Annotated in this window: 24 protein-coding genes and 4 pseudogenes; 11 read left to right on the plus strand and 17 right to left on the minus strand. The window is 70.0% G+C overall.

Annotation, left to right across the window (positions count from 1 at the left end; all coding sequences use genetic code 11):
- Nucleotides 1–144: 144 nt before the first annotated feature.
- The 4 genes from AB0I68_RS34920 (at nucleotide 145) to AB0I68_RS34935 (ending at nucleotide 5,482) form a co-directional block, all read left to right on the plus strand.
- Entirely contained in the window at nucleotides 145–1,431 is a 1,287-nt protein-coding gene (locus AB0I68_RS34920; RefSeq protein ID WP_363181421.1) for a ParA family protein, read from the plus strand.
- The gene (locus AB0I68_RS34925; RefSeq protein ID WP_363181422.1) at nucleotides 1,428–2,345 is read left to right on the plus strand and encodes a ParB/RepB/Spo0J family partition protein; all 918 of its coding nucleotides are present in this window, start codon (nucleotides 1,428–1,430) and stop codon (nucleotides 2,343–2,345) included. The genes AB0I68_RS34920 and AB0I68_RS34925 overlap by 4 nt, the downstream gene beginning before the upstream one ends.
- Nucleotides 2,346–2,467: 122 nt before the next feature.
- Entirely contained in the window at nucleotides 2,468–4,921 is a 2,454-nt protein-coding gene (locus AB0I68_RS34930) for a helix-turn-helix transcriptional regulator (RefSeq protein WP_363181423.1), read from the plus strand.
- Between the two features lie 6 nt (nucleotides 4,922–4,927).
- Nucleotides 4,928–5,482, plus strand: coding sequence for an XRE family transcriptional regulator (locus AB0I68_RS34935; protein ID WP_363181424.1), 555 nt, complete (start codon nucleotides 4,928–4,930; stop codon nucleotides 5,480–5,482).
- A gap of 59 nt (nucleotides 5,483–5,541) precedes the next feature.
- Here AB0I68_RS34935 and AB0I68_RS34940 read toward each other — a convergent pair whose 3' ends face one another.
- The 6 genes from AB0I68_RS34940 to AB0I68_RS34965 form a co-directional block, all read right to left on the minus strand.
- Complete coding sequence (locus tag AB0I68_RS34940) at nucleotides 5,542–5,718, minus strand: hypothetical protein (protein WP_363181425.1); 177 nt, start codon at nucleotides 5,716–5,718, stop codon at nucleotides 5,542–5,544.
- 251 nt (nucleotides 5,719–5,969) lie between these two features.
- The gene (locus AB0I68_RS34945) at nucleotides 5,970–6,347 is read right to left on the minus strand and encodes a DUF6009 family protein (protein WP_363181426.1); all 378 of its coding nucleotides are present in this window, start codon (nucleotides 6,345–6,347) and stop codon (nucleotides 5,970–5,972) included.
- Nucleotides 6,348–6,527: 180 nt separating this feature from the next.
- Entirely contained in the window at nucleotides 6,528–8,120 is a 1,593-nt protein-coding gene (locus tag AB0I68_RS34950; RefSeq protein WP_363181427.1) for a phage/plasmid primase, P4 family, read from the minus strand.
- Nucleotides 8,117–9,148 (minus strand): bifunctional DNA primase/polymerase, encoded by a 1,032-nt coding sequence (locus AB0I68_RS34955; protein WP_363181446.1) that lies wholly within the window; start codon nucleotides 9,146–9,148, stop codon nucleotides 8,117–8,119. The genes AB0I68_RS34950 and AB0I68_RS34955 overlap by 4 nt, the downstream gene beginning before the upstream one ends.
- An 852-nt stretch (nucleotides 9,149–10,000) precedes the next feature.
- A complete protein-coding gene (locus tag AB0I68_RS34960; protein WP_363181428.1) occupies nucleotides 10,001–10,636 on the minus strand; it encodes a hypothetical protein in 636 nt (211 codons plus the stop codon).
- 231 nt (nucleotides 10,637–10,867) lie between these two features.
- Nucleotides 10,868–11,428 (minus strand): hypothetical protein, encoded by a 561-nt coding sequence (locus AB0I68_RS34965; protein WP_363181429.1) that lies wholly within the window; start codon nucleotides 11,426–11,428, stop codon nucleotides 10,868–10,870.
- 93 nt (nucleotides 11,429–11,521) lie between these two features.
- Between AB0I68_RS34965 and AB0I68_RS34970 the strand changes: the two genes are divergently transcribed.
- Complete coding sequence (locus AB0I68_RS34970) at nucleotides 11,522–12,034, plus strand: PadR family transcriptional regulator (protein ID WP_363181430.1); 513 nt, start codon at nucleotides 11,522–11,524, stop codon at nucleotides 12,032–12,034.
- A 56-nt stretch (nucleotides 12,035–12,090) separates the two neighbouring features.
- On the opposite strand, the pseudogene AB0I68_RS34975 reads toward AB0I68_RS34970, so the two are convergent.
- The 6 genes and pseudogenes from AB0I68_RS34975 to AB0I68_RS35000 all read right to left on the minus strand — a co-directional run.
- A pseudogene (locus tag AB0I68_RS34975) lies at nucleotides 12,091–12,366 on the minus strand (DUF6531 domain-containing protein); the annotation flags it as partial.
- Nucleotides 12,367–12,786: 420 nt separating this feature from the next.
- Nucleotides 12,787–12,915, minus strand: a complete 129-nt coding sequence (locus tag AB0I68_RS34980; protein WP_363181431.1) for a hypothetical protein — start codon at nucleotides 12,913–12,915, stop codon at nucleotides 12,787–12,789.
- A 17-nt stretch (nucleotides 12,916–12,932) separates the two neighbouring features.
- Nucleotides 12,933–13,829 (minus strand): nuclease, encoded by an 897-nt coding sequence (locus tag AB0I68_RS34985; protein ID WP_363181432.1) that lies wholly within the window; start codon nucleotides 13,827–13,829, stop codon nucleotides 12,933–12,935.
- Nucleotides 13,830–14,329: 500 nt separating this feature from the next.
- Nucleotides 14,330–15,634, minus strand: a complete 1,305-nt coding sequence (locus AB0I68_RS34990; protein ID WP_363181433.1) for an MFS transporter — start codon at nucleotides 15,632–15,634, stop codon at nucleotides 14,330–14,332.
- Nucleotides 15,631–16,170 (minus strand): winged helix-turn-helix domain-containing protein, encoded by a 540-nt coding sequence (locus AB0I68_RS34995; RefSeq protein ID WP_363181434.1) that lies wholly within the window; start codon nucleotides 16,168–16,170, stop codon nucleotides 15,631–15,633. The genes AB0I68_RS34990 and AB0I68_RS34995 overlap by 4 nt, the downstream gene beginning before the upstream one ends.
- A gap of 543 nt (nucleotides 16,171–16,713) precedes the next feature.
- Complete coding sequence (locus AB0I68_RS35000) at nucleotides 16,714–17,307, minus strand: TetR/AcrR family transcriptional regulator (RefSeq protein ID WP_363181435.1); 594 nt, start codon at nucleotides 17,305–17,307, stop codon at nucleotides 16,714–16,716.
- Between the two features lie 91 nt (nucleotides 17,308–17,398).
- Here AB0I68_RS35000 and AB0I68_RS35005 point away from each other — a divergent pair, with 91 nt between their 5' ends.
- From AB0I68_RS35005 to AB0I68_RS35015, 3 genes are all read left to right on the plus strand, one after another.
- Nucleotides 17,399–18,619, plus strand: a complete 1,221-nt coding sequence (locus AB0I68_RS35005) for an alpha/beta fold hydrolase (protein WP_363181436.1) — start codon at nucleotides 17,399–17,401, stop codon at nucleotides 18,617–18,619.
- Nucleotides 18,620–18,685: 66 nt separating this feature from the next.
- Nucleotides 18,686–19,078: a nuclear transport factor 2 family protein gene (locus AB0I68_RS35010; RefSeq protein ID WP_363181437.1), complete on the plus strand. Its 393-nt coding sequence runs from the start codon at nucleotides 18,686–18,688 to the stop codon at nucleotides 19,076–19,078.
- Nucleotides 19,079–19,253: 175 nt separating this feature from the next.
- Nucleotides 19,254–19,751, plus strand: coding sequence for a hypothetical protein (locus AB0I68_RS35015; protein ID WP_363181438.1), 498 nt, complete (start codon nucleotides 19,254–19,256; stop codon nucleotides 19,749–19,751).
- A 437-nt stretch (nucleotides 19,752–20,188) separates the two neighbouring features.
- Here AB0I68_RS35015 and AB0I68_RS35020 read toward each other — a convergent pair whose 3' ends face one another.
- The 3 genes and pseudogenes from AB0I68_RS35020 to AB0I68_RS35030 all read right to left on the minus strand — a co-directional run.
- Nucleotides 20,189–21,061 carry an IS3 family transposase gene (locus AB0I68_RS35020; protein ID WP_363181439.1) on the minus strand — a complete coding sequence of 291 codons (873 nt, stop codon included), beginning with the start codon at nucleotides 21,059–21,061 and terminating at the stop codon, nucleotides 20,189–20,191.
- A gap of 17 nt (nucleotides 21,062–21,078) precedes the next feature.
- Nucleotides 21,079–21,378, minus strand: a pseudogene (locus AB0I68_RS35025) (transposase); the annotation flags it as partial.
- A gap of 59 nt (nucleotides 21,379–21,437) precedes the next feature.
- Nucleotides 21,438–22,178, minus strand: a pseudogene (locus AB0I68_RS35030) (transposase); the annotation flags it as partial.
- A 708-nt stretch (nucleotides 22,179–22,886) separates the two neighbouring features.
- Between AB0I68_RS35030 and AB0I68_RS35035 the strand changes: the two are divergent.
- The 3 genes from AB0I68_RS35035 (at nucleotide 22,887) to AB0I68_RS35045 (ending at nucleotide 25,073) form a co-directional block, all read left to right on the plus strand.
- A complete protein-coding gene (locus AB0I68_RS35035; RefSeq protein ID WP_363181440.1) occupies nucleotides 22,887–23,834 on the plus strand; it encodes a DUF6192 family protein in 948 nt (315 codons plus the stop codon).
- 33 nt (nucleotides 23,835–23,867) lie between these two features.
- The gene (locus tag AB0I68_RS35040) at nucleotides 23,868–24,683 is read left to right on the plus strand and encodes a hypothetical protein (RefSeq protein ID WP_363181441.1); all 816 of its coding nucleotides are present in this window, start codon (nucleotides 23,868–23,870) and stop codon (nucleotides 24,681–24,683) included.
- 117 nt (nucleotides 24,684–24,800) lie between these two features.
- Nucleotides 24,801–25,073, plus strand: a complete 273-nt coding sequence (locus tag AB0I68_RS35045) for a hypothetical protein (protein WP_363181442.1) — start codon at nucleotides 24,801–24,803, stop codon at nucleotides 25,071–25,073.
- Between the two features lie 45 nt (nucleotides 25,074–25,118).
- On the opposite strand, the gene AB0I68_RS35050 is transcribed toward AB0I68_RS35045, so the two are convergent.
- Together AB0I68_RS35050 and AB0I68_RS35055 are read right to left on the minus strand one after the other, a co-directional pair.
- Nucleotides 25,119–25,448 (minus strand): hypothetical protein, encoded by a 330-nt coding sequence (locus AB0I68_RS35050; RefSeq protein ID WP_363181443.1) that lies wholly within the window; start codon nucleotides 25,446–25,448, stop codon nucleotides 25,119–25,121.
- Nucleotides 25,438–25,599: pseudogene (locus tag AB0I68_RS35055) on the minus strand (ATP-binding protein); the annotation flags it as partial. The gene AB0I68_RS35050 and the pseudogene AB0I68_RS35055, both read right to left, overlap by 11 nt.
- Between the last annotated feature and the right edge of the window lie 228 nt (nucleotides 25,600–25,827).

Consider the following 25,827-nt stretch of genomic DNA (forward strand, 5'->3'; position numbering starts at 1 on the left):
GCCGTGGCGAACCACGGGGGTGCTCGCTACGGCGTGTGCGAGGCCGCCCTGTCGCGTACCCGGAGCCAGCACCCACCCCATTTCGTTAGCAAAACTCAAGCGTGGCGTCCACATCAGTCCACGAACGTTAGTAAAGTCCCTCTCATGACTTCGCCCTCTTCTCCGAGCGACCGAGAGAAGGTCGTCTCCAAGCTCCCCCCGTGGCTCCGCCAGGAGTTGAAAATCCGCACAGCCCAGCTGCGGGTGGACATCCAGGACGCCGTCCACCAGGGCATCGCCCACTGGAGCGCTCTCGCCTCCGCCCCCTCCCCCGTCGACACCTCGGGCGCCGAATCGTTCTCCACCTGGCTGCCCGCCGGCCAGTGGGGGGCCTTCCGCGTCGACTCCAAGGACCGCGGCGTCTCCCTGATCCAGGGCCTCGCCCAAGCGGTCCGCCTCTGGCTGGAGATGAACCCGGCGCCCACGGTCAAGCGGCCCTCCGTCGTACGCCGCATCGTCGTGTGCAACCAGAAGGGCGGCGTCGGCAAGACCGCCATCACCGCCGGCACCGCCGAGGCCCTCGCCGAGGACACCGAGTCCCTCCACCCGGTCCGCATCGCCCGCCAACCGGCCCGCCTCTCGGCTTCCGAGGCGTCCGGGGCGGCCGGGGACGGCAAGGAGAGCGAGCGGCCCCACCCCGAGACCACCCCTCTGGACCTGGAAGACCTCCCGGGCCTCGGCATGCGCGTCCTGCTGGTCGACTTCGACCCGCAGGGCCACCTCACCAAGCAGCTCGGCCAGCAGCCGCTGCCCATCGGCGGCGACAGCCTCACCTGCCACATGGCCGGCGAGGCCAAGGGCCCCCTCGCCGATCTGATCGTCCCTATCCCGGACGAGCGTTTCGGCAACCGCCTCCACATCCTGCCCGCCTGCACGGACGCCTTCCTCCTCGACGTCCGCCTCTCCACCGTCCGCGCCCGCGAGGCCGCCCTCGAACGCGCCCTGGCCCCCGTCGAATCCGACTACGACGTCATCCTCATCGACTGCCCGCCGAGTCTCGGCCTCAGCATGGACGCCGCCATCTACTACGGGCGCCGCCGCGACGCCGAACAGCCGGGAGCCTCGGGCGCCCTGATCGTCGTACAGGCGGAGGACTCGTCGGCCGACGCGTACGACCTCCTCACCTCACAGATCAACGACCTGCGCGACGACCTCAGCCTCGACATCGACTACCTCGGCCTCGTCGTCAACCTCTACGACGGCCGCCGCGGCTACATCGCGACCTCCTCCCTCCAGGCCTGGAGGGACATAAAGGATCCGCGCGTCGTCGCCGTCGTACCGGACCTCAAGGAACAGCGCGAAGCCGTCCGCGTGAAGCAGCCCCTGTTCGTGTACTCGCCCAAGGGCGAGCAGGCGGTCGCACTGCGCGCCCTCGCTAGGGAGATCTCATGAGCAAGGCCGACAAACTCGGAGTCTCGGCATCCTTCGCGCGGGCCCAGCCCGTCGGCGTCAGCTCCCGCCGCGCGGCGATCGCGGAGGCCACCGGCGCCCCCACCTCGGGCGTGGTCCCCCCGTCCGAGGTCCCCATCGAGGCCCTCGCCCACAACCCGTTCAACCTCCGCGAGGACCTCACCGAGCTCGAGGAGCTGGCCCAGTCCCTCATCTCCCGAGGCCAGCTCCAGCCCCTCGCAGTCGCCACCCGCATGGCCTTCATGGAAGCCCACCCGGGCCAGACCGACGGGCTGGGGCGCGCCCCGTACGTGGTCATCGACGGCAACCGCCGCCTCGCGGCGGCCCAGCTGGCCGGCCTGAAGACCATGCACATCCACGTGAACGACGCCCTGTCCGCCTCCGCGGCGGACATCCTCGAATCCGCGCTGATCGCCAACGTCCACCGCGTGGACGTCGCTCCCATGGACCAGGCCCGCGCCCTCCAGGAACTCGTCGACGTCCACGGCTCCCAGGCCCAGGTCGCCAAGCGCCTGGGCAAGACGGCGGCCTGGGTCTCCCAGCGCCTCACCCTCCTGAACCTCACCCCGAGCCTCCAGGAGAAGGTCGACACGGGCGAGCTCAAGGTCGAACCGGCCCGCCGCATCGGCCGCCTCCCCCAGGAGCACCAGGAGGCGGCGGCAGACGAGACCCTCAACACCGTCACCCCTCCCCGCCAACGCGCTCACCCGGCGCCGACCGTTAACGGCGTTAACGCCGTTAACGCTCCCCCGTCTCCCCCCTCGCCCCCCGCTCCCCCCACGCCCCGGATCACGATCGCGACGGACACTCCGGAAACGATCGCGGACGCCCTGACGGCCCACCTCACCCCGGACGACCTCAAGGCCGTCACCGAGCTCCTGCTGCTGCGGCTCTGAGCGGGCATTCGAGGCGACACCCACGACGGGGGCGCTGACGGCATTAACGCCGTTAACGCCCCCACGTGCGTTTCATGTGCGTTCTGTCGTGCGTTTCGCATAGGCTGCCCTTGGAGGTACCGATGCCCAACGAACAAGAGAGCCTCTTCGCAGCGGTCGACGCCCTGCTCGAAGAAGCAGCCGCCCAGGACCCGCTCCCGCACCCGGACGAGCGCAAGCGCCTGCGCGAAGCCGCCGGCCTGAGCCAGGACCAGATCGCCAAAGCCCTCTCCGTCCGCCGCGAAACCGTCACCTCCTGGGAAACGGGCCGCACGGCCCCCCGCCCTCCCAAACGAGCCGCGTACGCCCGCCTCCTGGAGGGCCTCTCCACCCTCCACCCCGTTAACGGCGTTAACGCCGTTAACGCCGAGCCCCTGGCCGAGCCCCCGGCGGCGGCCCCGGCGGCGGCCCCGGCCCCGACCGTTAACGGCGCCCAGCCCGCGGCACCCACCGTTGACACCGCCCCGCCCCCGGCATCGGCCATTAACGGCGTTAACGCCACTCCGCCTACCGTCGACGCCACCGCCCCCCCGACCTCACGCGTTAACGGCGTTAACGGCGTTAACGCCCCCTCCGACGCCGAGCCCCGAACCACACCGGCCGCCCCGCGCACCGCAGCCGCCGCGGTCCCCACCTCCCCGGGGTCTGACGCGGAGCCCCGGTCTCGGGAAGGGGCGGGTACGGGAACAGCCCCGCAGGGCCCCACTCCGACGCCCCCGACCGTTAACGGCGTTAACGCCGTTAACGCCGAGCCCCCGGCCGAGCCCCCGGCGGCGGCCCCGGCCCCGACCGTTAACGGCGTTAACGCCCACCCCCCGGCCCCACACCAACGGCCCCGCCGCCGGCCCCACTCCACCCCCCTGGAAGGGAACGGCCCCCTCGCCGTCCTCACCGGCACCGGCCAGGCCCACACCACCGCCGGTCTCGTCCTCGACCACCCCACCACCGGCGGCCTCCCGGCCCTCCTCACCTGGGCCCTCGGTCCCGACGCCGGCCTCCGCTCCCCCCGCCTTCACCGCAACGGCAAGGACGGCGACCCCCTCCTCGTCCTCACCGCCCCCGCGCTGGAGCTCCTCGGCCTCCCTCTCGAACTCGAAGACCGCCGCGGCCTGCGCCTCCCGGACAACCACCCGGTCATCAAGCAGCTCACCAAGGCCAAGTGGCAGCTGACCCGCCGCGGTTTCGGTCCCTGGCCCCGCATCTACCGCCCCGCCACCCCCTCCGCCGGCCGCCAGTGCGTCCAGCTCGCGATCCTCCCGTGGGGCGCCCTCGACCCCCGCGCCTGGGGCGAGGACACCCCCGGCCTCCCCGCCCCGGAGCTCGCGGAGCTCCTCACCACCTACGCTTCCCGCGTCCTCACCCCCCGCGGATCCACCGCCGTCACGGGCCTCGAACTCATGACGGCCCTGCGCCCGCCCACCCGTGCCGCGAAGGACGAAGCGACCAACACCTGGGTCTCGGCCCCGGTCCCCGGCTCGCTCACCCGCCCCGTCGACCCGGCCCCCCCGGAGGCCCCCGACGAGCACCCGGTGGTCGCCGCCCTCTACCCCCGCTCCCACCAGCGCACCCCGGACGAGGTCCTCGACGAGGAGGCGTACGACTGGATCCGCGACCCCCAGCTCCTCACCGACGCCGAGTGCACCCGCACCCACGCCGTCGGCATCGACGTGAACATGGCCTTCGCCGCGGCGGCCAACCGGCTCCCCGTCGGCCTCGGCCCCGCCACCCACCGCACCGGCCCCCGCTTCGACCCGAAGCTCCCCGGCTGCTGGCTGGCGGACCTCTCGTCCATCGCCCTCGACCCCCGCCTCCCCAGCCCGTTCACCCCGCACGGCCGACCCCCCACCGGCCCCGCCTGGTACGCGACCCCGACCCTCGCCTACGCCCAGGAGCTCGGCCACGCCGTCCACCCCACCGAGGCCTGGCTCCGCCTCGACCACGGTCCGTACCTCGACGCCTGGTACACCCGCCTCCGCGACGCCTACATGGCCACGATGGCGGACCTCGGCATCACCTCGACGCTCCCCGAGCCCGAGTTCCTGACGGCGATGGCAGAGCTTCAACAGCACTCCGACCCCGTCCTGAAGCCGGTCCTCTCGGCCATCAAGTCCACTGTCAAAGGCGGCATCGGCAAGCTCCGCGAACGCCCCCAGGGCGCCGGCTACCGCCCGGGCGAACCCTGGCCCGCCCTCGAACGCCCCACCTGGCGCCCCGACATCCGCGCCGCCGTCATCTCCACGGCCCGCGTCAACATGCACCGCAAGATGAACAAGCTCGCCACGGCCGCCGGCCAGTACCCCATCGCCGTCCTCTCCGACTGCGCGGTGTACCTCTCCGACGGCCCCAGCCCCCTCGACTTCCTCCCCCGCACCCCCGAAGGCAAGCCCTTGCCCGGCGGCTTCCGCCTCGGCGTCAGCCCTGGCATGGTCAAGCACGAGGGCACCCAGCCCCTCCTCTGGGCCGTGCAGATGCTCGACGAGAACCACAACCCCGCGCGCCACATCAAGGGCCACGACGCGGCAGCCGACGGAGAGTAGTCCCCCATGACCCAGATCGACGACAGCCTGACCCGCGCGGACGAACTGCACTTCACCCGCTCCGTCCCCAAGTCGGCGGGCGCCCAGATGCGCTTCCTCGTCAAGCAGCTCAAGTCCACCCGCGAAGCGGCCCGCCTGCTCGGCATCTCCCAGCGCACCGTCGAGCGCTACGTCAAGGACCAGATCAGGCAGCCCAAGCCGGCCCTCGCCGCCCGTCTCGAGTCCGAGGTCCGCCGCCGCTGGCAGCCCCTGGTCCGCAAGCGCGCCCGCGACAGGGCCGCCTCGACCACCGGCCTGGTCATCGAGACCCGCGCCCGCTTCGGCTTCACCGCCGCCCCCGGCACCACCGACGACGGCCGCATGCGCCGCATCACCCAGCACCTGCCCCCGGAGTACGCGGCCCGTCTCTTCAGCGCCCAGGCGGCCGGCGCCGCCGAGTCCCGGCTCCAGCAGATCGCGGCCGAAGCCCTCCAAGAGATGTACTTCAAGGACAACGGCTCCCGCGCCACGGGCCTCCTGGTCGAGTTCACCGACATCGACTACGTCGACTTCGCCTTCTGACCCAGCCCGGTTCTCCGGCCGGGTCGTTCCCCGTCACGCGCTCTCGGACGGCAGCGAGGTCACGAGGCCGCGGCGGTGGGGTGGGTGCCCAGGGCGGCGCCGAGCAGGGCGCGGAGGTGGTCGGCTTCCGGAATCAGCGTGGCCTCGATCCGGTCGTCGGTGCAGCCGGCCAGATCTTCGTCCTCCCGCCGGACGTGGTCCGCCAGGTCCACGCCACGCAGCCGGCCGAGGCCCACGTCGCCATGCGCTCGGACGGCGTGGCCTCCGTCCCCGGGACCGAAGGCACCCGCATCCTGCCCTGGGCCTCGTAAGAGGCCTGGCGCAGGAGGACTCCCACCCGCCGCAATCCTTCCCGTACCGGCCGACTCCGACCCTGAACCCACAGGGTCTGAAGTGACCGAGACTCGGCATTGCGTTCGCGCGCGACCTCAAAGTTCGTACGGCTCGTACGGAACCGGGCAGGGACCCAAGGGACTGAAGGACCGAGTCAGGCAACCGTGGGCGTGGACAGGCCCCGCTGCGACCGTACGGTCTTCCGGCCGACCTCCCGGGGCTCGATCGTCCGGGGGTCCACGGCTTCCCCCGGCGCGCCCTCCCGGTAGAGGCCGTCGGGCTCGGCGTCCCGGTCGTGCGGCAGCAGGTAGAAGACGCGTCGCTTCTGCAGGCCGCTGTCGGGATCCGCCTCAGCGGTGTCGCCGAGCTCGGTGAAGCCGATCATGCGCCCGTCGCGGTGATAGCGCGGCTTTCCCCGGCGGCGGGGGGTCTTGTCCAGGGCCTGGCGCACGTAATCGAGCTCTTCAGGGTCCTCCAGCCACACCACTTTGTCCTCGTGGGCGAGATCGCTTGAAGTCAGTAGCGAGCTCATGGCCTGGATCCTTCCTCGTTCACGTCGGCCCTTCCAGGCCCCTGGTTCCTCCACGCCGCGAGCGGCGCCGAAGCCGATATCCGGCAGGCCCGTGCGGGCCACCGTCGGCTGGTGGGTCTGTTCATCGTCCTTGTCCATCGTAGGCGTGCCTGCCCCGGGGCGGCGGCACACGTCGGCCGGTCACGTCGTGCTTGCCCTGTTCGCGTCGCGCGGGGTCTGCACTTCGTCGGCCAGGAGGGCCAGTCCGGGGTAGAACTTCTGCCCATTCGAGCGGAGCATCTCGCTGGGCGAGGCGACCCCGACCTCGGCGCGAATCCGGGTGGCGAACGCGCGGGTGGTGGCCGGACGCAGGCCTTCCCCATCAAGACACCAAGCACTGTACGCGCGGTACAGGGCTCCCTGCTCCACCTTCAGATCGCGCGGATCGGGCAGATCCGCTCCGGTGGTGCAGCACTCGGCCAGGAACCGGCCGATGTGGTCCTCGGTGGTGGCGTAGGCCTGCGTGGCGGTACGGACCACGCTCGGCCCGGTCAGGGCCGGCTTGGTGGCGAGATAGGCCTTGGCCCCCTGGATCATCCAGTGGAGGATGCCCGGCCCCTCTTCCTGTACGAGCGCCTCCGCCAGGTTGTCGATCTTGCGGTGATCGGGGACGACCTTCTCGAACGGGATCAGCCGGATCCGGCGCCAGAAGGCGTGTCCACCGGTCCCGACCTCCGGGCGGTGGTTGCCGAGCAGCCAGAGTTTGTGAGTGGGCTCGAAGCTGAAGAAGTCCTGCCGCATCCGCCGGGCCTTGAGCCGGTCGCCGCCGGTCAGCAGTTTGACCCGGGCCTCGTCGAACTTGTCGTGGGGCTTGAGCTCGCTGCAGACGAACAGGCGCCGCCCGTGCAGTTCCGTCAGCTCGGTGGAGTGCTCGTTGAACTTGCCGCGCTCCATCAGGAAGCCGGGCGGGGCCACGTCCGCGTAGTCGCCGAGGATCTTGATCACGACATCGAGGAGGGCCGACTTGCCGTTGGCACCGACGCCGTAGAGGAAGGGCAGCACCTGGCCGCCGACGTCACCGGTGATGGAGTAGCCGAGCAGGAGATGAAGAAAGTTGATCATCTCCTTGCCCTTGTCGTCGTCGCCGAAGGTCTGGTTCAGGAAGTCGTGGAACCGGGGCGTGGGCATGGCCTCGGGGGCCAGGTAGGTGGCGCGCGAGTGCAGATCCCGGGTCGGGTCCGGTTTGTGCAGGTCACCGGTACGCAGGTCCACGACACCCGCGGGGGTGCACAGCGCGTATTTGTCGCCGTCCAGGATGTCCGGGTCCAGGGCGAGTTCGGGCGACGCCTTGGCCTGGGTGAGCATCGCCTTCACGCCCGAGGTGGACATGGCGCGCTTGCGGTGCTGCGACAGCTCCCGGTCGGTGAAGACACCCCGGGCGTCGTGGGTCGGCAGTTCCTCCGCCATGTCCCCGGCGGCCCAGATCGCGGCCTTCTCGCCGCCGGTGCGCTTCCACCGGTACTCGTCCCACACGTACCAGCCCAGTCCCTCCACGTGCCGGAACCGGTTGTGGTGGAGGTGCGCGAACAGCTTGGCGTTGCCGCGGTCGCTGAGGTTCTGCAGCAGACCCATCGAGACGAAGTCCCCGGCGCCGCCGGCCTCCACGGCTCCGCTCTGCTGTGCGGGCAGCCGCCTGCTCGGCGGCGCGGGCGGCGCGGCGCTCTCCATGCTGAACGCGGCAAGCTGATCCGCCGCTGCCTGGGCGTTGAACCCCGTGCTTCCGGCGCTGCTCATGGGCGTTCCTTGGGATGGATCGGTCGGTCGCTTCCGGCACGCAGTCCCGCTTCGACGATGAGGACGTTGCGGCGCGCCTGGTGGGGTCGTGCGTGATCCGCGGCTTCGAGGAGCAGCCGGCGGCATTCCCCGGCGCTGAGGTGGCCCCCCGCGACGAACCCTCCGGCGGTGAAGGCCGCGCGGTTGAGCTTCTCGCTGAAGGCCGTTCCGGCCGGGCTGGCCCCGCAGGCCCGCACCTCCTCCAGGAGCCCCGCCAGCACCGGCTGCCCACCCCGTCGGGGCGCACGGCCGCGCGGACCCGCCACAGGGCCCGTAACAGCCTCTACGGGCGCCACAGGGACCGTGTCGACGCCGTGGCCGGTCCTGACGAGTTCGGCGGTCAGCCACAGCGGCAGGGCCGCGGGCAACCGCGCGCCGGGCAGCGCCTCGTACACGCCGGCGGCCGTGCGCGTCGTGGGTGCCACGATGTAACCGCCGACGGCGCGTACGTCGACCTGCCAGGCCAGCGCGACCTTCGAGCTCGATCCGCTGGAGCACCGCAAGCGCGGGCCGCCCTTGGGCACCCGGTACCAGATGTGCATCCCTCCCGAAGGCGTACGGACGCGGAGGGTCGAGGTGTCCGCACACGGATCGGGCCGGGAGCGGTACGCGGCCAGCAGCGCCAAGGTGTCGTATCCGCTGCCGAGTCCGGTCAGGTCGACCCGCTCATCGACGGGGATCCCGGGCAGCAGCCGCTCCCGGCCCGGCAAGGAGGCACCGTGGGCATCCACATCGATGACCACCAGTCCGGCAGGCCCGCACGAGACCCCGATCCCGAAATCGGGCTCGGCTCCCCACCACTCCCGCACCGTACGCAGGTCCGTGGTGGCCGCATGGAACCCGTGGCACCAACGTCCCTGGGAACGGCAAGTGCAGTCCTGCGGGGAATGCAGGCCGCCCCGGCAGTCGGGGCAGTTCGGGGCGGGCGTCTTGGTCCCGGGGGCCAAGGGATGGACCGGATACCCGCGCAGGGCCATCCAGGTCGCCACGTCCAGTGCTGTCCCGCCACTCACGCCCTGAGGCAGGTTCTGGGAATAGACGGGCACTGGCTCTTCCTTGACGGGTATTCAGGGACGGTCTCTCCTGTCCCGGGCTGCTCTCCGAGGTGCTCGTTCAACCTGCACTTCAGGGACCAGAGGGACTGAAGATTCGCTATCGCGGAGCGTACAGCAGACATCGCGCAGGCTCCTCCCGCCAGAAGCGCTGTATCGAGAGTTCAGTCCCTTCAGTCCCTCTGGTCCTTGAAGTTCTACCCCAGTTCGTCCGCAAAAGTTCCCCGATCCATCCCGGTGCACGCCCGGGCGTGTCGTGGCCCGAGCCTGCCCGTGGACGGCGCCGTTCAGCCCCGCCTCCACCGGGACTCGAGGGTCCCTGCGTATGTCCGCCCCTCACGTGGCAACCCTGGACCCCACCCGCCGGCCCCAGCCCGGGACCGGCCTCCCAGGTACTGAACGACCTCAGTCCCTGTTCAGTCCCTGCCGATTCAGTCCCTCGATAAAACAGCAGGTCAGAGCCTTGCGTCCACGATCTCAGGGACTGAAGGGACTCAGAATCACTACTTCCACTCTTTACGTGCGTGCGTGTATGCGCGAGCGCAAGAAAGAGCAGGTAGAGGTACCCATGTTCATATCTGGCTTATAACTAGAAAGTTGGGTCCCTTCAGTCCCTGTTCCCGCGAGCCCGAGCCCCTGACCTGCAGGTTTATTCAGTGACTGAAGGGTCAGGGACCGAAGGGTCCAAACGGCGCTTCAGCCCCTGCGCAGGGGAGGGGGGTGCGGAGGGAGGGACACGAGGGCTCCGCACCCCCGGGCACCGCTCAGGGACTGTCCACCGCTGAAGGCTCAGAGCGACGGGTCCGCACCGATCGGCCGGATCACCACCGGGTACTCGGGGGAACCCTCCGGCACCGGGCACTGGGTGATCCGGGCCGCGATCTCGGTGACACGGTCGAGGCCGGAGCACTCCAGCAGCCAGTAGCCCGCGGTCAGCACCTCGGTGTGACCGTACGGGTGGTCGGTGACGACCGGCTCGCGGCCGGGGGAGCCGGTGACGAACCGGGCCTCTGCGGGCGCGGTGAACCCCTGGGCGTCCAGGAGCTCCCCGGAGGCGCTGAGTTCCGCGTTCAGTGCGCTCATGAAGGCGACCATGGCCGTGAGCTCGTCGCGGCTCCACAGCGGGAAGGCGGGCGAGGCCTTCCCCGCCATCGCGTCGTAGTCCGCCTGACTCGCCAGGACCGTCACGAAGTACCTCATCCATGCACCCAACCACCTCCGTCTCCGCCCCCGCCGCTCCCCGACCAGGGCGAGCCCGCGTTTCCCCCAGGTGGCTCCCCACCAGTAGGCGGGCGCGAGCAGAACGGCGTTCGCGACGCCGTTCGCACTCAGGCCGAGAGCCTGATCGAGCTCGGGGCGCATGAGTTCTCGCGGATACCCGCCGAGAAGCTCCGCGCCCTCGCCGAGGAAGCCCGCGGCAGCCACGGCAACGCCTTCCCCACTTGATCGGTGCGCTCTGCGCCCTCGCCTGCTCGCACCGACGAGTACCGCCGGGCCGCCGAGATTCCGGTGGGTGGCGGCGGCCGGGTGGGGCCGGTTACGCAGGTACCAGCCGCTCGGCCCGTCCGGGCCCTGCCCGGTGGCGGCGAGGTCGTGTGCGGTGATCTCCTCGCCGGGCGGAACGAGTTGTCCGGGAGGTGCCGGGGGCGGGGGTGCTCACCGGGTACCGGCTTGGGCTTTGGCCTGGGCGGCGGCGACGTAGCGGACGGTGAAGAGCATCGGGATGGCGAACCCCGCGGCCTGGACGAGTGTCGCCGCCGTGGAGTGGCCGTGCCCGGCGTGGGCGAGGGCCGCGAGTGCGCCCGCCGTTACGGCGAAGGCAGCGGTCCACGCGGCGGTGATGACGACGTTGATCCGGACGAAAGGCTTGAGGCCCCAGACCTCGCGGGGGGTGGTGCGCTTGGCGATGCCCAGCGTGAACGGTTTGCGCACGAGCAGTGAGGCCCCGGCGATGAGGGCCAGGGTGGCCGAGGAGAGGGCCGCCGAGTAGGCGTGCACGGCCGAGTGGGGGTCGGCGTAGGCGATGGCCGTCAAGGCGGCGAAGAAGGCCGCTGAGCCGGTCTCCATGATCAACGCGTCGAAGCCGGCCCCGGCCCGGCGCTGCTGGACGGTCACCGCCACCGCCACCAGCAGACCGGCGAGCGCACCCCACTGCCATTGGGCGGACGGGAACACCGCGAAGACGATCCACGGAAGAAAGGTGCGGACGTACGACATCGGGACCCCCGGGTTGCTTTTACCCCTGCTCTGACATGTCAAAATTAGAAGGTCCATCCTCGACATGTCAAGACTGGAATATATGGTGGAGGCATGAGCCTTCGACACGCCCTCCTCGGACTCCTGTCAGAGCACCCGGCCAGTGGCTACGACCTGCTGAAACGCTTCGAGACTTCGCTGGCCAACGTCTGGCCCACCACCCAGAGCCAGATGTACGCAGAGCTGTGCAAGCTCGCCGAAGCCGAGTTGATCAGCGTCTCGGCGCAGGGCCCGCGCGGCCGCAAGGAGTACACCCTCACCGACGAGGGCCTGACGGAACTACGCCACTGGCTGACCGAGATCAAGCCCCAGCGCAACACCCGCAACGAGATCCTCCTGCGGGTCTTCTTCCTGAACGTGATCACCCCCGACCGGGCGCGGGGCTACCTCACGGAGCTCATGGAAATGTCGGAGCACGAATACGAGGGCCTGCGCCGGCTGGCCGACTCCATCGGCTGGGGCGACGACCCGCTGTCGGTGAACGGCAAGATCGCCCTCGAGTACGGCCTCCGCTTCAACGCGATGCGCCGCGAGTGGGCCGCCTGGGCGGCCGACCAAATCCGCTGAATGCACTCGTCCAGGGTGGAGACCCAGGTGGGGCCGAAGCGCACTCCGCCGCGGTACGACGACAGATGCGTGCGCTCGAAGACCAGGGGGAGGCCGGCCGGGAGCGTCAGGTCGGTCTGCGTCATCAGCAGGGCGCCGGTCGCCACGTCGATCGGCTCTCCGACACATGCAGTGCTCTTGCACGGCCGGGCCGCCGGCCCGAGTTCGACCAGGTCGGGACGGAGCGACGGCGGCCGCAGCATCAGCGGCACTTCGGCCTTGGGGAACAGGCTGCCCTCAACGCGGGCCTGCGTCACGCCGCCGGCGGCACCGAACGCCCCGCCGTAGATCATGCCGCCCCTGGCCGCGGCATTGATCTCGTCCAGGCTGAAGCCCTGCTGCTTGAGCTCGCAGGCGCACAGCGCTCCCGCGCTCCCGCGACGCCGGCGCCGGTGATCACGACGTCGTACTGGGTGTCCGTCTGCGTGCCCTCGGCTCAGGGCTGGGTCCAGTGGCCGTAGCCGCTCGGCTCGGGCGGCAGGGGGCAGCGGAGATCGGGTGAGCCTTGATCACCTTCCGGATCAGACCGGCGCGGAAGTGCTGCGCCGCGTCGGGCGGGTCCGTCCGGCCGTCGGGCGAGGCGAACTCGGAGGTGTACCAGACGGCGATCGTCTCCCTGGCGGTACGAGCCAGCGCGGTGTCGGCGTCGTCGGGCGCGGGCTGCAGGGCGGCGGCCGGATCGGCCTGCGTGGCCGCCTGGTGGTACGCGTCGATCAGGCGGGGCAGGCCGGTGGGAACGCGCTGGTGAGCCGCTGCCGGTAGGCGTCGGCCATCGCGGGGTCCAGGATGGGTTCGGCGGTGAGCAGTTCGGACAGGGCGAGGAAGTCTGCGGCGTGGGTCATGGCCGGTCGGCTCCCGCTCACTTCTCGTCGAAGGTGATGTCCTCGGCGGGGTGGAGCATCTTCACGGTCTTGCCGTTGACCTCGACGATGTTGTGCATGCCGTTGAACTGCTTCGGATTCCCCTGGATGTAGAACTTGTCCCCGGCTCCGGCCAGGTAGGCGGGGAGGCAGGCCAGAGAGGGGTCCGCCGGGTTGACGTCCAGGTAGTCCTTCAGCCGGCGGAACAGCTTCGGGAGGATCACGGCCCCGGTGTCGGCGGTGAGCGAGTCCATCCCGGTGACCTCCGCCCCCTTGGTGGTCGCGTCCTTCTCCCACACGCCCTTCTTGGGCACGGAGTCCTTTGCCGCCTGGGCGGCGGCGGTGAGGGAGTCGCGCAGGTGGTTGGGGAAGCCGACGTAGTAGGTCGGGTAGGCCAGCCCGAAGTCGACCAGGTGGTAGTTGGCGGTCTTCTTCAGCAGTCTCTCGTCGACGTCGATCTCGTAGCCGTTGAAGGCCGGCTGTTTGGCGGTGCCGATCAGGGCGATGCACCGGCCGAAGATGTCGGCGCCGCGGGTGAGGATGAAACCGGGCACGCTGTCGGGGGTGGTGCTCTTGACGAATTCGTCGCCGTCGCGGACGACGTTGGTGAAGCCGAGAAACTTCAGCAGCTCGTCCCGGGCCTGGTGCGCCAGGGCCAGCGGCTGGTGCTGCTTTCCTGAGGCCGAGTCATCGTTCCCGTAGTGGGTTTCCAGCGCGTCGATGGCTTCCAGCCGGATGGGGGCGCGGCCGTCGCTCCTCGGCAGGACCTTGTTGGACCCGGGTACGAGCTTCCAGTCGGCGACGTTGTCCGGGAGGAAGAGGATGGTGTCACCATCCGGTTCGGAGGCTGCCGCTCGGAAGGCTCCTTTGAGCAGCAGCATGGACGTGCAGGACATGGCGACTCCCACAGACGTTGGGACGGGGTCGGTGTGCGCAACCGTGACCGTACGTCACAGTTGGTTACGCACAGTGCGTGTCCGGTGAATCTAGGGACGTGTCGGACGGCGGGTCAACCGCTGTTCGGGGGAGGCGGTCCGCGCGCACCTGGAGCACACCGAGAGGCACGGGCGCTGCCGCAGGCAGCCGTACGCCCGCGACTTGGAGCCCACACCCGGTGTTCACCGCTTCCAGCCGGACGGTTTTCACCGCCGCCCGCACCGATACGGCCCTCGCGCTGCTCCTGGCGGGGACCGATCCCGAGGAACCCGGCGCCGCCGGCATCACTGACCGCGCCTGGCGCCGCGACGATCCGGCGTTCGCGAGGTCCTGGACCCGGAGGCCGTCGAGGACGACGAGGAGTGACGGCGGCGCACCCGGCCCGCTGGGCCACTCGTTGCATCCCGTGAAGGCCAGGCGCCCGACGCTCCGGGCCGAGGCGAGGAACGCCGAGCTGGCCTCAACGACCTCGCGGAGCCTCAATGGCACCCTCCTGAACGGGATCCCAGGATTCCGGGTGATCTGGATCACCGGCCGGGGCGGCGGCACGCAGCGCCGCCTCAACCCGGCGGTTGCTGGTCATGGTCGACGTGACGGCGGTCATGGTGAGGAGGAGGCCGGCGGCAGTGTAGAGCGGGGTGCGTACGTCGTAGGTGGTCGCCAGCCAGCCGCCGAGGAAGGCGCCGAACGGGGCGGCGCACATGGCGAGCATGCGGGAGGTGGAGGCGACCCGGCCCATCAGGTGGGCGGGGACGATCGCCTGCCGGAGGGAGGGGCCGAGCACCATCGTGGCGCCCATGCCCGCTCCGCAGACGGCGAGCGCGAGGCCGGCGACGTACGGGTTCGGGGCGGCGGCAAGGCCCAGGACGGCGAGTCCCTCGACTGCGGCCGTGCAGGTCAGTGCGGTGCCGGTGCCGAGTCGTCGCCCAAGGTAGGAGGCGATGCCCGCGCCGAGCAGACCACCGGTGGCCTCCGCCGTGAGGAGCAGGCCGAAGCCGAAGGTGCCGATGCCGAGACGATCGTGCGCGAAGAGGGCGAGTACGGTCTCCACGGCGAGGAAGGCGATGTTCCCGACCGCCGGCCGCAGCGCGAGCCCGAGCAGCAACTGATCCTGGAATACGTACGAGGCGCCGGCCCGCGCCTGCCGCAGCAGCGACTCACGGGCCTGCGGTACGGGCCGGGGTGCGGCAGGCAGCGACCGTACGAGCAGTGCGGAGAGCGCGAACGACACCGCGTCGGCGAGCAGCGGAACCGCCCGTCCGAGCACGAGCAGGGCACTGCCCGCAGGCGGCCCCGCGAAGCCGGACGCGGCGGTCTGGGCGCCGCGCAGGCGGGAGTTGGCGCGCTCCAGGAGCGCGGGGTCGCGGCCGAGCAGATCCGGCAGATAGGCCGTGGCGGCCGTGTCGAAGAAGAGTCCGCCAAGGCCGAGCAGGAAGGCGACGGCCGCGAGCAGTGGAATGCTCAGCACGTCGAGCGCGGCCGCTGCCGCCGGTATCGCGAGCAGCACCGCACGCGCCGCGTCCGTGATCCACATCGTGCGCCGACGGTCCCAGCGGTCCACCAGAGCACCGCCGAGCACCCCGAAGAGCAGCCACGGCAGCGTTCCGGCGGCCGTGACGACGGCGAGCGCCATCGGATCCCGCGTCAAGGCCAACGCGAGCAGCGGCAGCGCGGCATGCGTCACCCCGTCACCGAGCGAGGACACCGTCTGTGCAGTCCACAGCCGTCCGAACCCGGTCGGCAACTTCCGAACGCCTGAGGTCACTTGGCGTCCCCTTCGGCCTGCTCGCGCGATGCCGGGTGGAACAGTGCGAAGACGAGTGACGCGTCCGGCAGCGACGGATCGGACAGCTCCCGGTACTCGTCCGCCAGTGCGTGCAGCCGAGCCCCCAGCTCCGCGAACTGCTCCTCGGTGAGCCGCAGATGCGCCATCCGTACGTGCCGCTCGCCATCCACCGGCGCTGCCTCCAGGTCCGCCACCGCATGCCGCATCAGCACAGCCGGCCCTCCCTCGCCCGGATCCGGCAGCACGATCGCCCGCGCGGCCATTGCGTAGTACCGCTCGGTGACCCCCCGGACCTTCCGCGTTCGTACCACCTTCACCAGGCCGGCCCGCTCGAGCAGCCGTACGTGGTAGCTGGAACTCCCCTTCGCAAGGCCCACCCGCTCGGCGATCTGCGTGATCGTCGCGGGCTCGAAGCGGAGCACGGCCATGATCCGGTGGCGCGTGAGATTGGAGACGGCGCGCAGCTGCTCGTCAGTGGTGACGTGGAACGTCTCGGGAAGATCATCGGTAGGCATGGCCCAATGGTCAACGATTCTTGACCATTGGGCAAGGGGGTTTCGGAACCGGCTGTCCAGCACGTGAGGCCTTCGCTCCTGCACTCTCCTTCTCGACCTCGCTCAACCCGCACCCGGGCGCCTTCCTCCGCCTGTCGCGGAAGCTCATCCGCACCGCCCGACTGAGTTGGCAGGGCGCCTGGTCGGACCTCGGGGCGGGCGGCGCGCTGCTCGCAGGCATGGCCGTCCCCCGGGGGCAGCGGGAGCGCCGGGGTGGTAGGAGCACGGTGAGGTTCACGGCGACGGTGGCCGCCGGGGCACCGTCCTCGAGGAGGTCCGCCGACGGGTGGTGCGTGGAGCTGATGGTGTGGGTGGCCGGGGCGACGACCTCCTCGCTGCCTGGGTACCGTCGCGTGCGGCGCGCCGCCTCCTTGGCATCTAGGCCCCGCCGCGCGCGCCCGCGGGGTCGATCCACACCCCGAGGAACGGTGGACTTGGCGGATGCGCCGCCCGTGCCGCGACGGCGCGGTCCCCGGGGGCTGGGGATGCAGGCGTGGTCCGCGCTCAGGTCGGCTGCGGCGTGGCCGTGCTGCCGAGGAGACGGTCCACGAGGAGTTCTGGGTAGCCGGAGGCCGGCGGGTCGATGCCGAAGATCGCCCGCAGGTAGAGCGGCGCGACGAGCTGGTCGAGGATCTGGTCGAGGGGTGGGGGGACCTCTCCGCGGGCGATGGCGCGGTCCCGGATGCGCTCGATGGCGCCGATGCGGCGCTCGAACTGCTGCGCGCGCTCCCCCTGAGCTGTGGCGCTGCCCGGCATGGACAGGGCGACGGCGCGGACGAGCAGTCGCCCTTCAGGGGTGCGGATGCTCGCGACGCCGGCTTCGGCCCATGCCGTCAGGTCGCCGCGCAGGGTTCCGGTGTCGGCCAGCGGCCAGTCCCGTTCGAGGCGGGTGACGACCACGTCGGCCAGGAGTGCCTCCCGGCTGCCCCAGCGCCGGTAGACGCTGGTGTGGTTCACCCCGGCGCGCTGCGCGACCGCGGGGATGGTGAGGTCCGCGCCCTCGGGGTCGGACAGCAGGTCGATGACGGCCTGGTGGACGGCCGAGCGGACCTGCTCGGGGCTCTTGCGCAGGCGCGGGGCCGGTTGTTTCGAAGTCACCCACACATCGTAAGCACATCTATTTGCTTACTGGTGCCCGAGGGGTCTACAGTCCTGCCATACGCACAGATCTGTGCTTAAGGAGAGTGTGATGAAGTCGCTGCTGTTCCCCGACAACCCCCAGTTCTGGTACGAGACCCTGCGCTCGATGAGCCACATCGCGTACGGGGGCGCCGACTTCGGCGAGGTCGTCTCCACCAGCGCGCGCATCAAGGAAGGCGACTACGACAGCTGGCACGAGGAGTGGACGGCGACCGCCGACCGAGTGGCCGCCGAGGCCCAGCGGGCCCTGGACGCGGGCCACACCGTCAGCGCCCGGGACGGGTTCCTGCGCGCCTCGAACTACTACCGGTCGGCGGAGTTCTTCCAGCACGGCCACCCGTGCGACCCCCGCCACGACCACACCTACAACCGCAGCGTGGCCTGCTTCCAGGCCGCGGCCGCGCTCTACGCCCCCCGCATCGAGCCGGTCCGCATCCCCTACGAGGGCACCACCCTGCCCGGCTACCTCTACCGGGCCGACGACACCGGCACGCCCCGCCCCACCCTGATCATGCACAGCGGTTTCGACGGCACCGCCGAGGAACTCCACTTCAGCGGCGCGCTGGCCGCCGTGGAGCGCGGATACACCGTCCTGACCTTCGACGGCCCAGGGCAGCCCGGCCCCCGCCACCACCAGGGCCTGGTCTTCCGCCCGGACTGGGAGAACGTCATCACCCCGGTCGTCGACTTCGCCGAAACGCTGCCCGAGGTCGACAACAGCCGCATCGCGCTCCTCGGGAGCAGCATGGGCGGCGTACTCGCCCCCAGGGCAGCAGCCTTCGAGCACCGCCTCGCCGCCCTGATCGCCGTCGACGGCGTCTACGACCTCGGCCAGATATCCACCCGCCACATCCCCGGCGACCGCGACCAGGCCGAACGGCTCCTGCGCGCGGATTCCGCTCCCGAACTCGACGCACGCTTCGAGCAGATCACCGCCCAGGACGCCACCGCGCGTTGGGCGATCAACCACGGCATGTACGTGATGGGCGTCGAAACTCCCCGGGCCTTCAGCGCCGCCTACCTCGACTACACCCTCGACGGCGGCATCGCCGAGCTGATCCAGTGCCCCACCCTCGTGTGCGACGCCGCCGAGGACGAGTTCTTCAAGGGCCAGCCCGAGCAACTCTACGAGCACCTGACCTGCTCCAAGACCCTGCTGCTGTTCACCGCTGAGGAAGGCGCCGGTGCTCACTGCCACCCTGGTGCCATGCGCCTGGCTCTCGCCCGCATCTACGACTGGCTCGACACCACCCTCGCCACCGTCGCCTGACGCCCCGGCACACCCCCGACCGGACCCGAGCAGACCCGCCCCGACCCACACCCGAAGGAAGCCGTCATGAACCGCACCGGTATCGAAACCGCCCTCAACGACCTGCTCTTCAACCACGACATCACCCTGGAGGAGGCCGCCGAACGCCACTTCACCCCCGGGTACCGCCAGCGCACGGACGGCGAGTGGGCCGACCGCGCCGAGTTCCTCGACCACATCAGCCACCTGCGCGGCATCGTCGCAGGCGGCACGGTCGAGGTCCACGACGAGCTGTACGACGGCAACAAGTACGCCGACCGGCACACCTGCCACATCACCAAGAACGACGGCACCACCGTCACCATGGAGGTCTACGTCTTCGCGGACCTCGCCCCCGACGGCCGCTTCCACCGCATCGAGGAAACCACCCTGATGCTGAGCGGCTCCGACGCCGACCGCAACATCGGCAGCGCCCGCTGACCCCTCACCATGCCGACTGTCGGCCCCTGGCCGACGGATCCCGGTCGTTGGCCGCCCCGCGCCCCGCGCCCCGCGCCCCGCGACCAGGCCGGGGCGGGCGGTGCGGCCGACCGGGCCGGCTCGAAGCCGACAGGTCCCGGATGCTGTCGTTACCGCCGACCGCCCCACCGGGTTGGTGCAAAACGCGCGCACCCGGGTGTGCCGAAGCCTCGGCCTGTCCCAGAAGCCCGGGGTCGACCTGGCCCGCTGGTGCAGCGAACTCGACGACTACAGGCGCCTGGCCGCCGGGCTCGCCGACAACCCGCACGTACGCATCGAGCAGCGCACGGAGAACGGCAAGCTGCGCGACCACCTCGTCCTCACCGGCCTGGACAGGCTCACCGAACCGGCCAGCCTCAAGACCTGCGTGAAGCGGTCGACGCCCGCAGCCCCACCGTCGACCTCCCCGAACTCCTCCTCGAAGTCCACGCCTGACCGGGTTCCTGAACCCTTTCGATTCCAGTTCGCCTTCGGCAGATGGCCGCTGATTCCCGCGCCTGCGAGTATGAACCCCAGCTCTGCGGCTGAGACAAAGCGCTCCGATGCTGCCCCCCGCGCCCGCAGGGACGGCTCCGAGGCGATCCGGGCCGTGGCGGTCGGCGCTGCTCTGACACGTCCGCCCGGCGATGAATAGCCGGGAAACCTCAAGGTTCGGCAGTAGGGGTGAGCGACCGATGGTGTCGCTGCTGCCGTCACCGTTGAGGTGGGCGAAGCGTAGTGTGCTGTGCGTGTTTCAGTTATTGCTGATCAGGACCGGATTGCCGACGGTGCTCGTTCCGGTTCCGCCGGTGCCGGGGGACCAGAAGAGGTTCCCGTAGCGGCTACGGCGCCGGCTGCAGCAGGTGGTGTCGTGGTCGATGTCCTGGCCCCGGTTGTCGTTCGTGGCAAAACGCAGAGCGCTCGGCCGGGGTTGCCCGGCCGAGCGCTCTGAGTTGGTTCGTGTTGCAGGGTTACGGGGAGAACGGCAGGTTGGCCGTGGTCACCGTGGGGATGCTCCACCGCTGGGCCGGTGTGGCGTTGCAGCCGTACAGTGAGCTTGTTCCGCTTTGACGGACACCTGTGGTGTGGTGGTCAGGCCGCCAAGTCGGTCTCGTATTCGGCGGGACTGCGGTAGCCGAGGCTGCTGTGGAGCCGGTGCAAGTTGTACCAGCTCTCGATCCAGTCGAATATCGCGGTGTGGGCGGCGGCCCGGCTGGGCCAGGGGCGGGTGTCGCCCAGTTCGTTCTTCAGGGTGGAGAAGAATGATTCCGCGAGGGCGTTGTCCCAGCACTGACCGGTCCGGCCGACTGACAGCCGGACGTTGAACTCCACTGCCAGGATCGCGAGTTCGCGGCTCGTGTATTGGCAGCCGCGGTCCGAGTGAAAGATCACCGGGCTGGACGGTCGACGGGTTCGGCAGGCGGCCTTGAGGGCGTCGGCGACCAGTTCGGTTCGCAGGTGGTCGGCGGTGGCCCAGCCGACGACGCGCCGCGAAGCGATGTCGATGACAGTGGCCAGATAGAGCCAGCCCTCGTCGGTGGCAATGTAAGTGATGTCGCCGCACCAGCGGGTGTCGACCGCTGCCGGGTCGGGCCGGAAGTCGCGAAGGACCAGGTCAGGACGGGTTGCCGCGTGCGGGTCGGTGATGGTGGTGCGATGGCGTCGCCTGCGGTGCCGGCCGGCGAGGCCGGCTTGCCGCATCAGGCGGGCCACCCGCCTGCGACCGCAGTCGGCACCCTCGCGTTTGAGGACGGCATGGACGCGCGGAGACCCGTAGGTTCCGCGTGATTGCCGGTGCACGGTGGTGATCCGCTCGGTCAGCTCAGCGTCTCGCGCCGCGCGGGGACCGAGGGCGCCGGCACGGCGGTCGTAGTAGGCGGTTCGGGAGACCTTCAAGAGTTCACACGCCCGTTTGACGCTGTGACCTGCAGTTTTCTCCGCCTCGATGAACGCGTCCACGTTCACCGGGTCTCCGTCGCGAAGAAAGCCGTCGCACGCTTGAGGACCTCTACGTCCTCCCGCAGCCTGCGGTTCTCGCGCCGGAGCGCGGCCAGCTCCTCGCGCTCGCTGCTGGTCAGGCCGTCCCGGTCGCCCGCGTCGACCTCGGCCTGCCTCACCCAGCCCCGCACCGCGGTCTCGGTCAGATCGAAGTCCTTGGCGACCTGACCGACCGAACGGTCACCACGCCGGCACAGACCGACGATCTCGGCCTTGAACTCCGCCGTGAACGAGCGCCGAGGACGCACCTTCTTCTTCCCCATGCTCTCCATGATGAACATCATCCTTCCGGGGCCCAAGCCCCTGATCTCGGATGTCCGTCAAAGCGGAGCAAGCCCACCTCACCCCAGGTGCTGGGATCGCCGAAGACGAACTCGCCGCCGTGCTTGGGCGGACGGCCGCCCTGCGGCGGGCAGATCCACGGCACCGGCACAGGCTTGCGCATCACCCGGTCCGAGCGGAGCCGCCCCAGAACCTCCACGGGCAGGTCGGCCAGGAGGTGGGCGATGCGGGGCGCATCGTAGCCCGCGTCCAGCACGACCAGGATGCTTGGGTCGCCGGCCCTCCACTGTCCGGCGTCCAGCAGGCGTCGGACGACGTCGCGGACCTGTTCGGCGGTGACCGCAGCCACATCGGCGCCAGGCTCCAACCGGATGGCGTCCAACAGCGCGGTCCACGAAGTCCGGCCGGTCTCCAGAGCGGCGATGATCGAGTACGGCCAGCCGGGCACCATCTGGTGCTTGCCCAGGCCCCGGCCGAAGGTGTGACAGAAGGAGCGGTCCGACGAGGTGTCGGCGTCCGGCCGCAGCCACGGTGAGACGTCCACGGCCAACACCAGTCGGCCATCGCCGGCCCGGGGCAGTGGAACGCCGGCCAGTGCCCGCCGTAGCCGGGCAACATCGATCCGACCCTGGTTGATCCCGGAGTACAAGGCACCATGGCTCCTCCGGTGCTCAGGCGCGAGGGCCAGGTCCACCAGTGTGCGGACCGGCCCGTCGGTGCACAGCAGCGCGTCACACAGCTCGAACAGGACGTCGCTTCTGGAGACCAGGCACGCGTACAACTCCGACCGGAACTCCGCCATCACCGCGAGCGCGTCTCGTTGAACGCTGTGCTCGACCAGTCCCACGATCCCGGCCTCCGTGCTGCGTTGTCGCTGAGCACAGGATCGGACCACGGCCTCCCACACGTCCGATGAACCGGGGAAATGTCGACCAAGTTCGAGTCTCGTTCGACGGCAGACCATAAACGACAAGCTCACTGCCTGTTTCGTATCCCCTCCGTGGGGTGGGCGGAGGGCCTAGGCTGGGCCGGTGTCGAAGGGCTCCGAGAAAGCTGCGGAGAGGGCCTGTCGGGCTTGTGGTGACCGGCTTCGGCCGGATGCCAGGCCGGAGGCGGTGTTCTGCTCGGCGGCCTGTCGTTCCAGGCAGTGGCGGGTGGAGCGTCGGTTGCGCCGGCGTCTTGCCGCGGTGCAGGGCGGGGTCGGTGAGGGCGAATGCCGCGAGTGCGGGGCCCGCTGGATCGCGGGGGTGGACCGGCGATTCGCGGCCGTGTATTGCTCGCCGAAGTGCAAGGTGAGGGCTTGGCGGCGGCGGAACGATCCGTTCGCGGACCGGTCACAGTAACCGCAGCGCGAACGCATCAGTTGTCCAAGATTGGCCAGTTGCCGGACATTTGCGGTCTTTCATTGTGATCTCCCTCTTTGCGGTCTGACTCTCGGTAACGAGCGGGCTTTGTACCGTCACGGCAGGAAGACGGCCGTGCCAGGGCCCGCGCTGGGTGGTGACACACCATGCCCGAGGACAACGAGAAGATCGGAAGCGTCAGCCCGTCACGATACGAACAGATCGTGGCCGAGCTCCGCGAAGTCGTCGACCAGCACTCCCGCGGCCAGTTCACGATCGGTGACCGCGCCCTGGAGATCGAACCCTCCCGGCTCCGCGACGGGGCCCGGCCCGAGGCCGGATGGACCGTCAAGGAGTCGTTGACCCGGCTCGCCGAGGACATCGGCCTCAAGTACAGCACCGTCAACAACGCCCGCTGGGTCGCCGCCCGCTGGCCCGAGGAGCACCGCCAGAAGGGCGTCCCCTTCACCGTCTACCGGATCCTGGCGAGCATCGAGAACGAGACCGAGCGATTCACGCTCGTGAAACAGCCCCCGGCCGGCAAGCCCCGGTGGACCGCTGACGACGCGAGCCGCGTGCTCGGCTGGCAGGTCGAGAACCCGGTCTCCAAGCAGGAGAAGATCAGCGCGATCCACGCCCTGGCCCAGGACGAGGAAGTCGCCGCGGTGGTCACCACCGACCTGCTCCGCCGGCCCGCGGTCTCGGCGCACGTCACCGCCGAGGACCGGGTCAGGGTGGTCGAGGAGTTCACCCGCGACGAGACCATCGCCGCCACCGTGACCACCGGCCTGCTGCGACGCCCCGATGTCGCGTTCAGGGCCATGAGCGACGACACCGCCCGCCACCAGGTCAACCACGCCCAAGTCGAACGCGGCCGCCAGGCCCGCGAGCACTTCGAACGGACCAGCCCCGTCGCACCGGCGGTCAAACAGATCAACCGCACCGTCGAGTTCCTGGACCTGGTCACCGCCTGCCACTCCTTCGTCGCCGCCGCCGCCGGCCGGGCCGTCCCGGGCCTCCGGGACCGCCAGCTGACCGAGGACGAACAGGGCATCGTCCACCAGAACATCGCCAAGGTCAGGGGTCCATTGACTGAACTAACTCTTGCGTTTTAGCAGGTCAGAGCCTGTTTCTGCTAGCTTCCCGCCATGGTTGATCTGAACGATCCCGGGCGGGATCTGACACGTTTCCTGCTGCCCGAAGTAGGCCGGTTAGTCGAGACCGGCGAACCGCAGGAGCCCTACCGGCTGCTTGATCGGGCTGGTCTACCGGTCGTGCCGGTCACGTCGTTCTTCGCTGAGTTGCAGGCGGCCAGCAGGCCGGTGACCACGGTCCGGTCGTACGGCATGGATCTGCTCAGGTGGTACCGCTTCCTGTGGGCGGTCGACGTCGCCTGGGACCGGGCGACCCGCAGCGAGGCCCGGGACTTCTCCCGCTGGCTGCAACTCGCGGACAAGCCGGTCCGGATCCACTGGCGCCACCAACGCCAGGGCACCACCATCCCCAGGCCGAGCGGAGCGAAGCGGGCCGAGCCAGGGGCACCGAATCCGGTGACGGGCAAGCCGACGCCGGGCCGGAAGTACGCACCGACCACCCGCGCACACAGCGAGACCGTGCTGCGGTCCTTCTACGAATTCCACCTCGAAGAGGGCACCGGGCCGATCATCAACCCCTTCCCGTTGGACCGCTTCCGGCGAGGCCGGGCCAATGCCCACCACAACCCGATGGAACCGTTCAGGCATGAAGGGAAGGGCCGCTACCGGCCGCGCGTGTCCAAGCAGCTCCCGCGTCACATCCCGGACGAGATGTTCAACGCGCTGTTCGCCGCGTTGAAGTACAACCGCGACCGTGCCCTGCTCTCAGCCTTGATGCCGATCCCGAATTTTCCTCAGAGCTACTCTTCGCCCCAGTTGGTTCACGGAGTGAACCAACTGGGGAACGTGGGGAGCGGAGAGCCGGCGTGACGTGGCTGCTCTTCGAGTGGTGTCAGAGCTGTGGGGGATGATCGGGCCATGCTGCAAGCGAGAGACGAGCACGGTCGTCAGGTGAGGAGTCCGGGGCCCACTGCCTTGAGCCGGCTGGTGGCGAACCTCGGCCGGGGCAACGCCTTCGTGATCGTCGAGCGAGTCGACGATGAGGCGACCGGCGATTGGTATGTGCAGGTGTGGCTGAGGGATGACAACACCTATCGGCTGGAGTTCCGTGACGGGACGGCGGCAGAGCACTACCAGACCCGGACGATCTCCCAGGAGAAGGTGATCGTCGCCCTGAGCGGCTGGGCCAAGGGGCGCCCGGATTGGAAGGACGCCTTCATGTGGAACAACATCGGTGCCTCGTTCGGAATCGCCGACTGACCCTGCCGCCGCCTGGGGCCGACAAGGTCAGTGACGTGCAGGCGCTCAGCTGCGACGCATGGGGATGACGTCGGGACTTGCTGCGGGGATGGTGGGCCGCGCGGCCTCGGGGGTAGCGAGAAGCGCGACGATGGTGACGGGTTTGTCGCAGTGCGGGCAGTTGCGGATGGCAGTGGGCGCCAAGAATGTGGGTGCGGGTGACTGCCGCGTGACCACCGCGGTTTCCGCTGTATTGATGGCTTCGTCGCGTTCACGGCGTCGTCGCCTGGCTGCTTCGGCTTTGCAGCGCGGGGTGCAGTAGGTGTGTCGGGTTGCCTGGGGGTTGACCTGGAACTGGGTCCAGCAGATGGGGCAGGCCCGGAGCTCAACCAGCACGTCCGGTCACCCCTTTGCGGAGGTTGTCGGAGTGGGACTGGTGCGAGCGGAGCCGGTAGGAAGGTCCGTCGATTCCGACTACGGCGGCGCGGTGAAGGAGTCGGTCGAGCATTGCGGCGACGGTCGCGTCGCCGAAGGCGCCTGCCCAATCATCTGGGGCTGGCACTTGTTCGTTGGGGTGCATACGCCCTGTGACCCGACTGTTTCTGGGTCCTGGGCGTCTCTTTGATTGTCTTGCTGACAGCGCGGTTTTGTAGGCGCTACCTTCATTCGTCAGGTGCGAGTGAGGTTCCCCCGTTGCGCGGGAGGTGTTGACTAGCTGGTCGGGGCGGGTTGACGTGGTTTCAGGTTCACTGGTTCGGTCGCTGCCTGGTTGGCG

The sequence above is a fragment of the Streptomyces sp. NPDC050448 genome, assembly GCF_040655295.1.
Classification (GTDB): domain Bacteria; phylum Actinomycetota; class Actinomycetes; order Streptomycetales; family Streptomycetaceae; genus Streptomyces.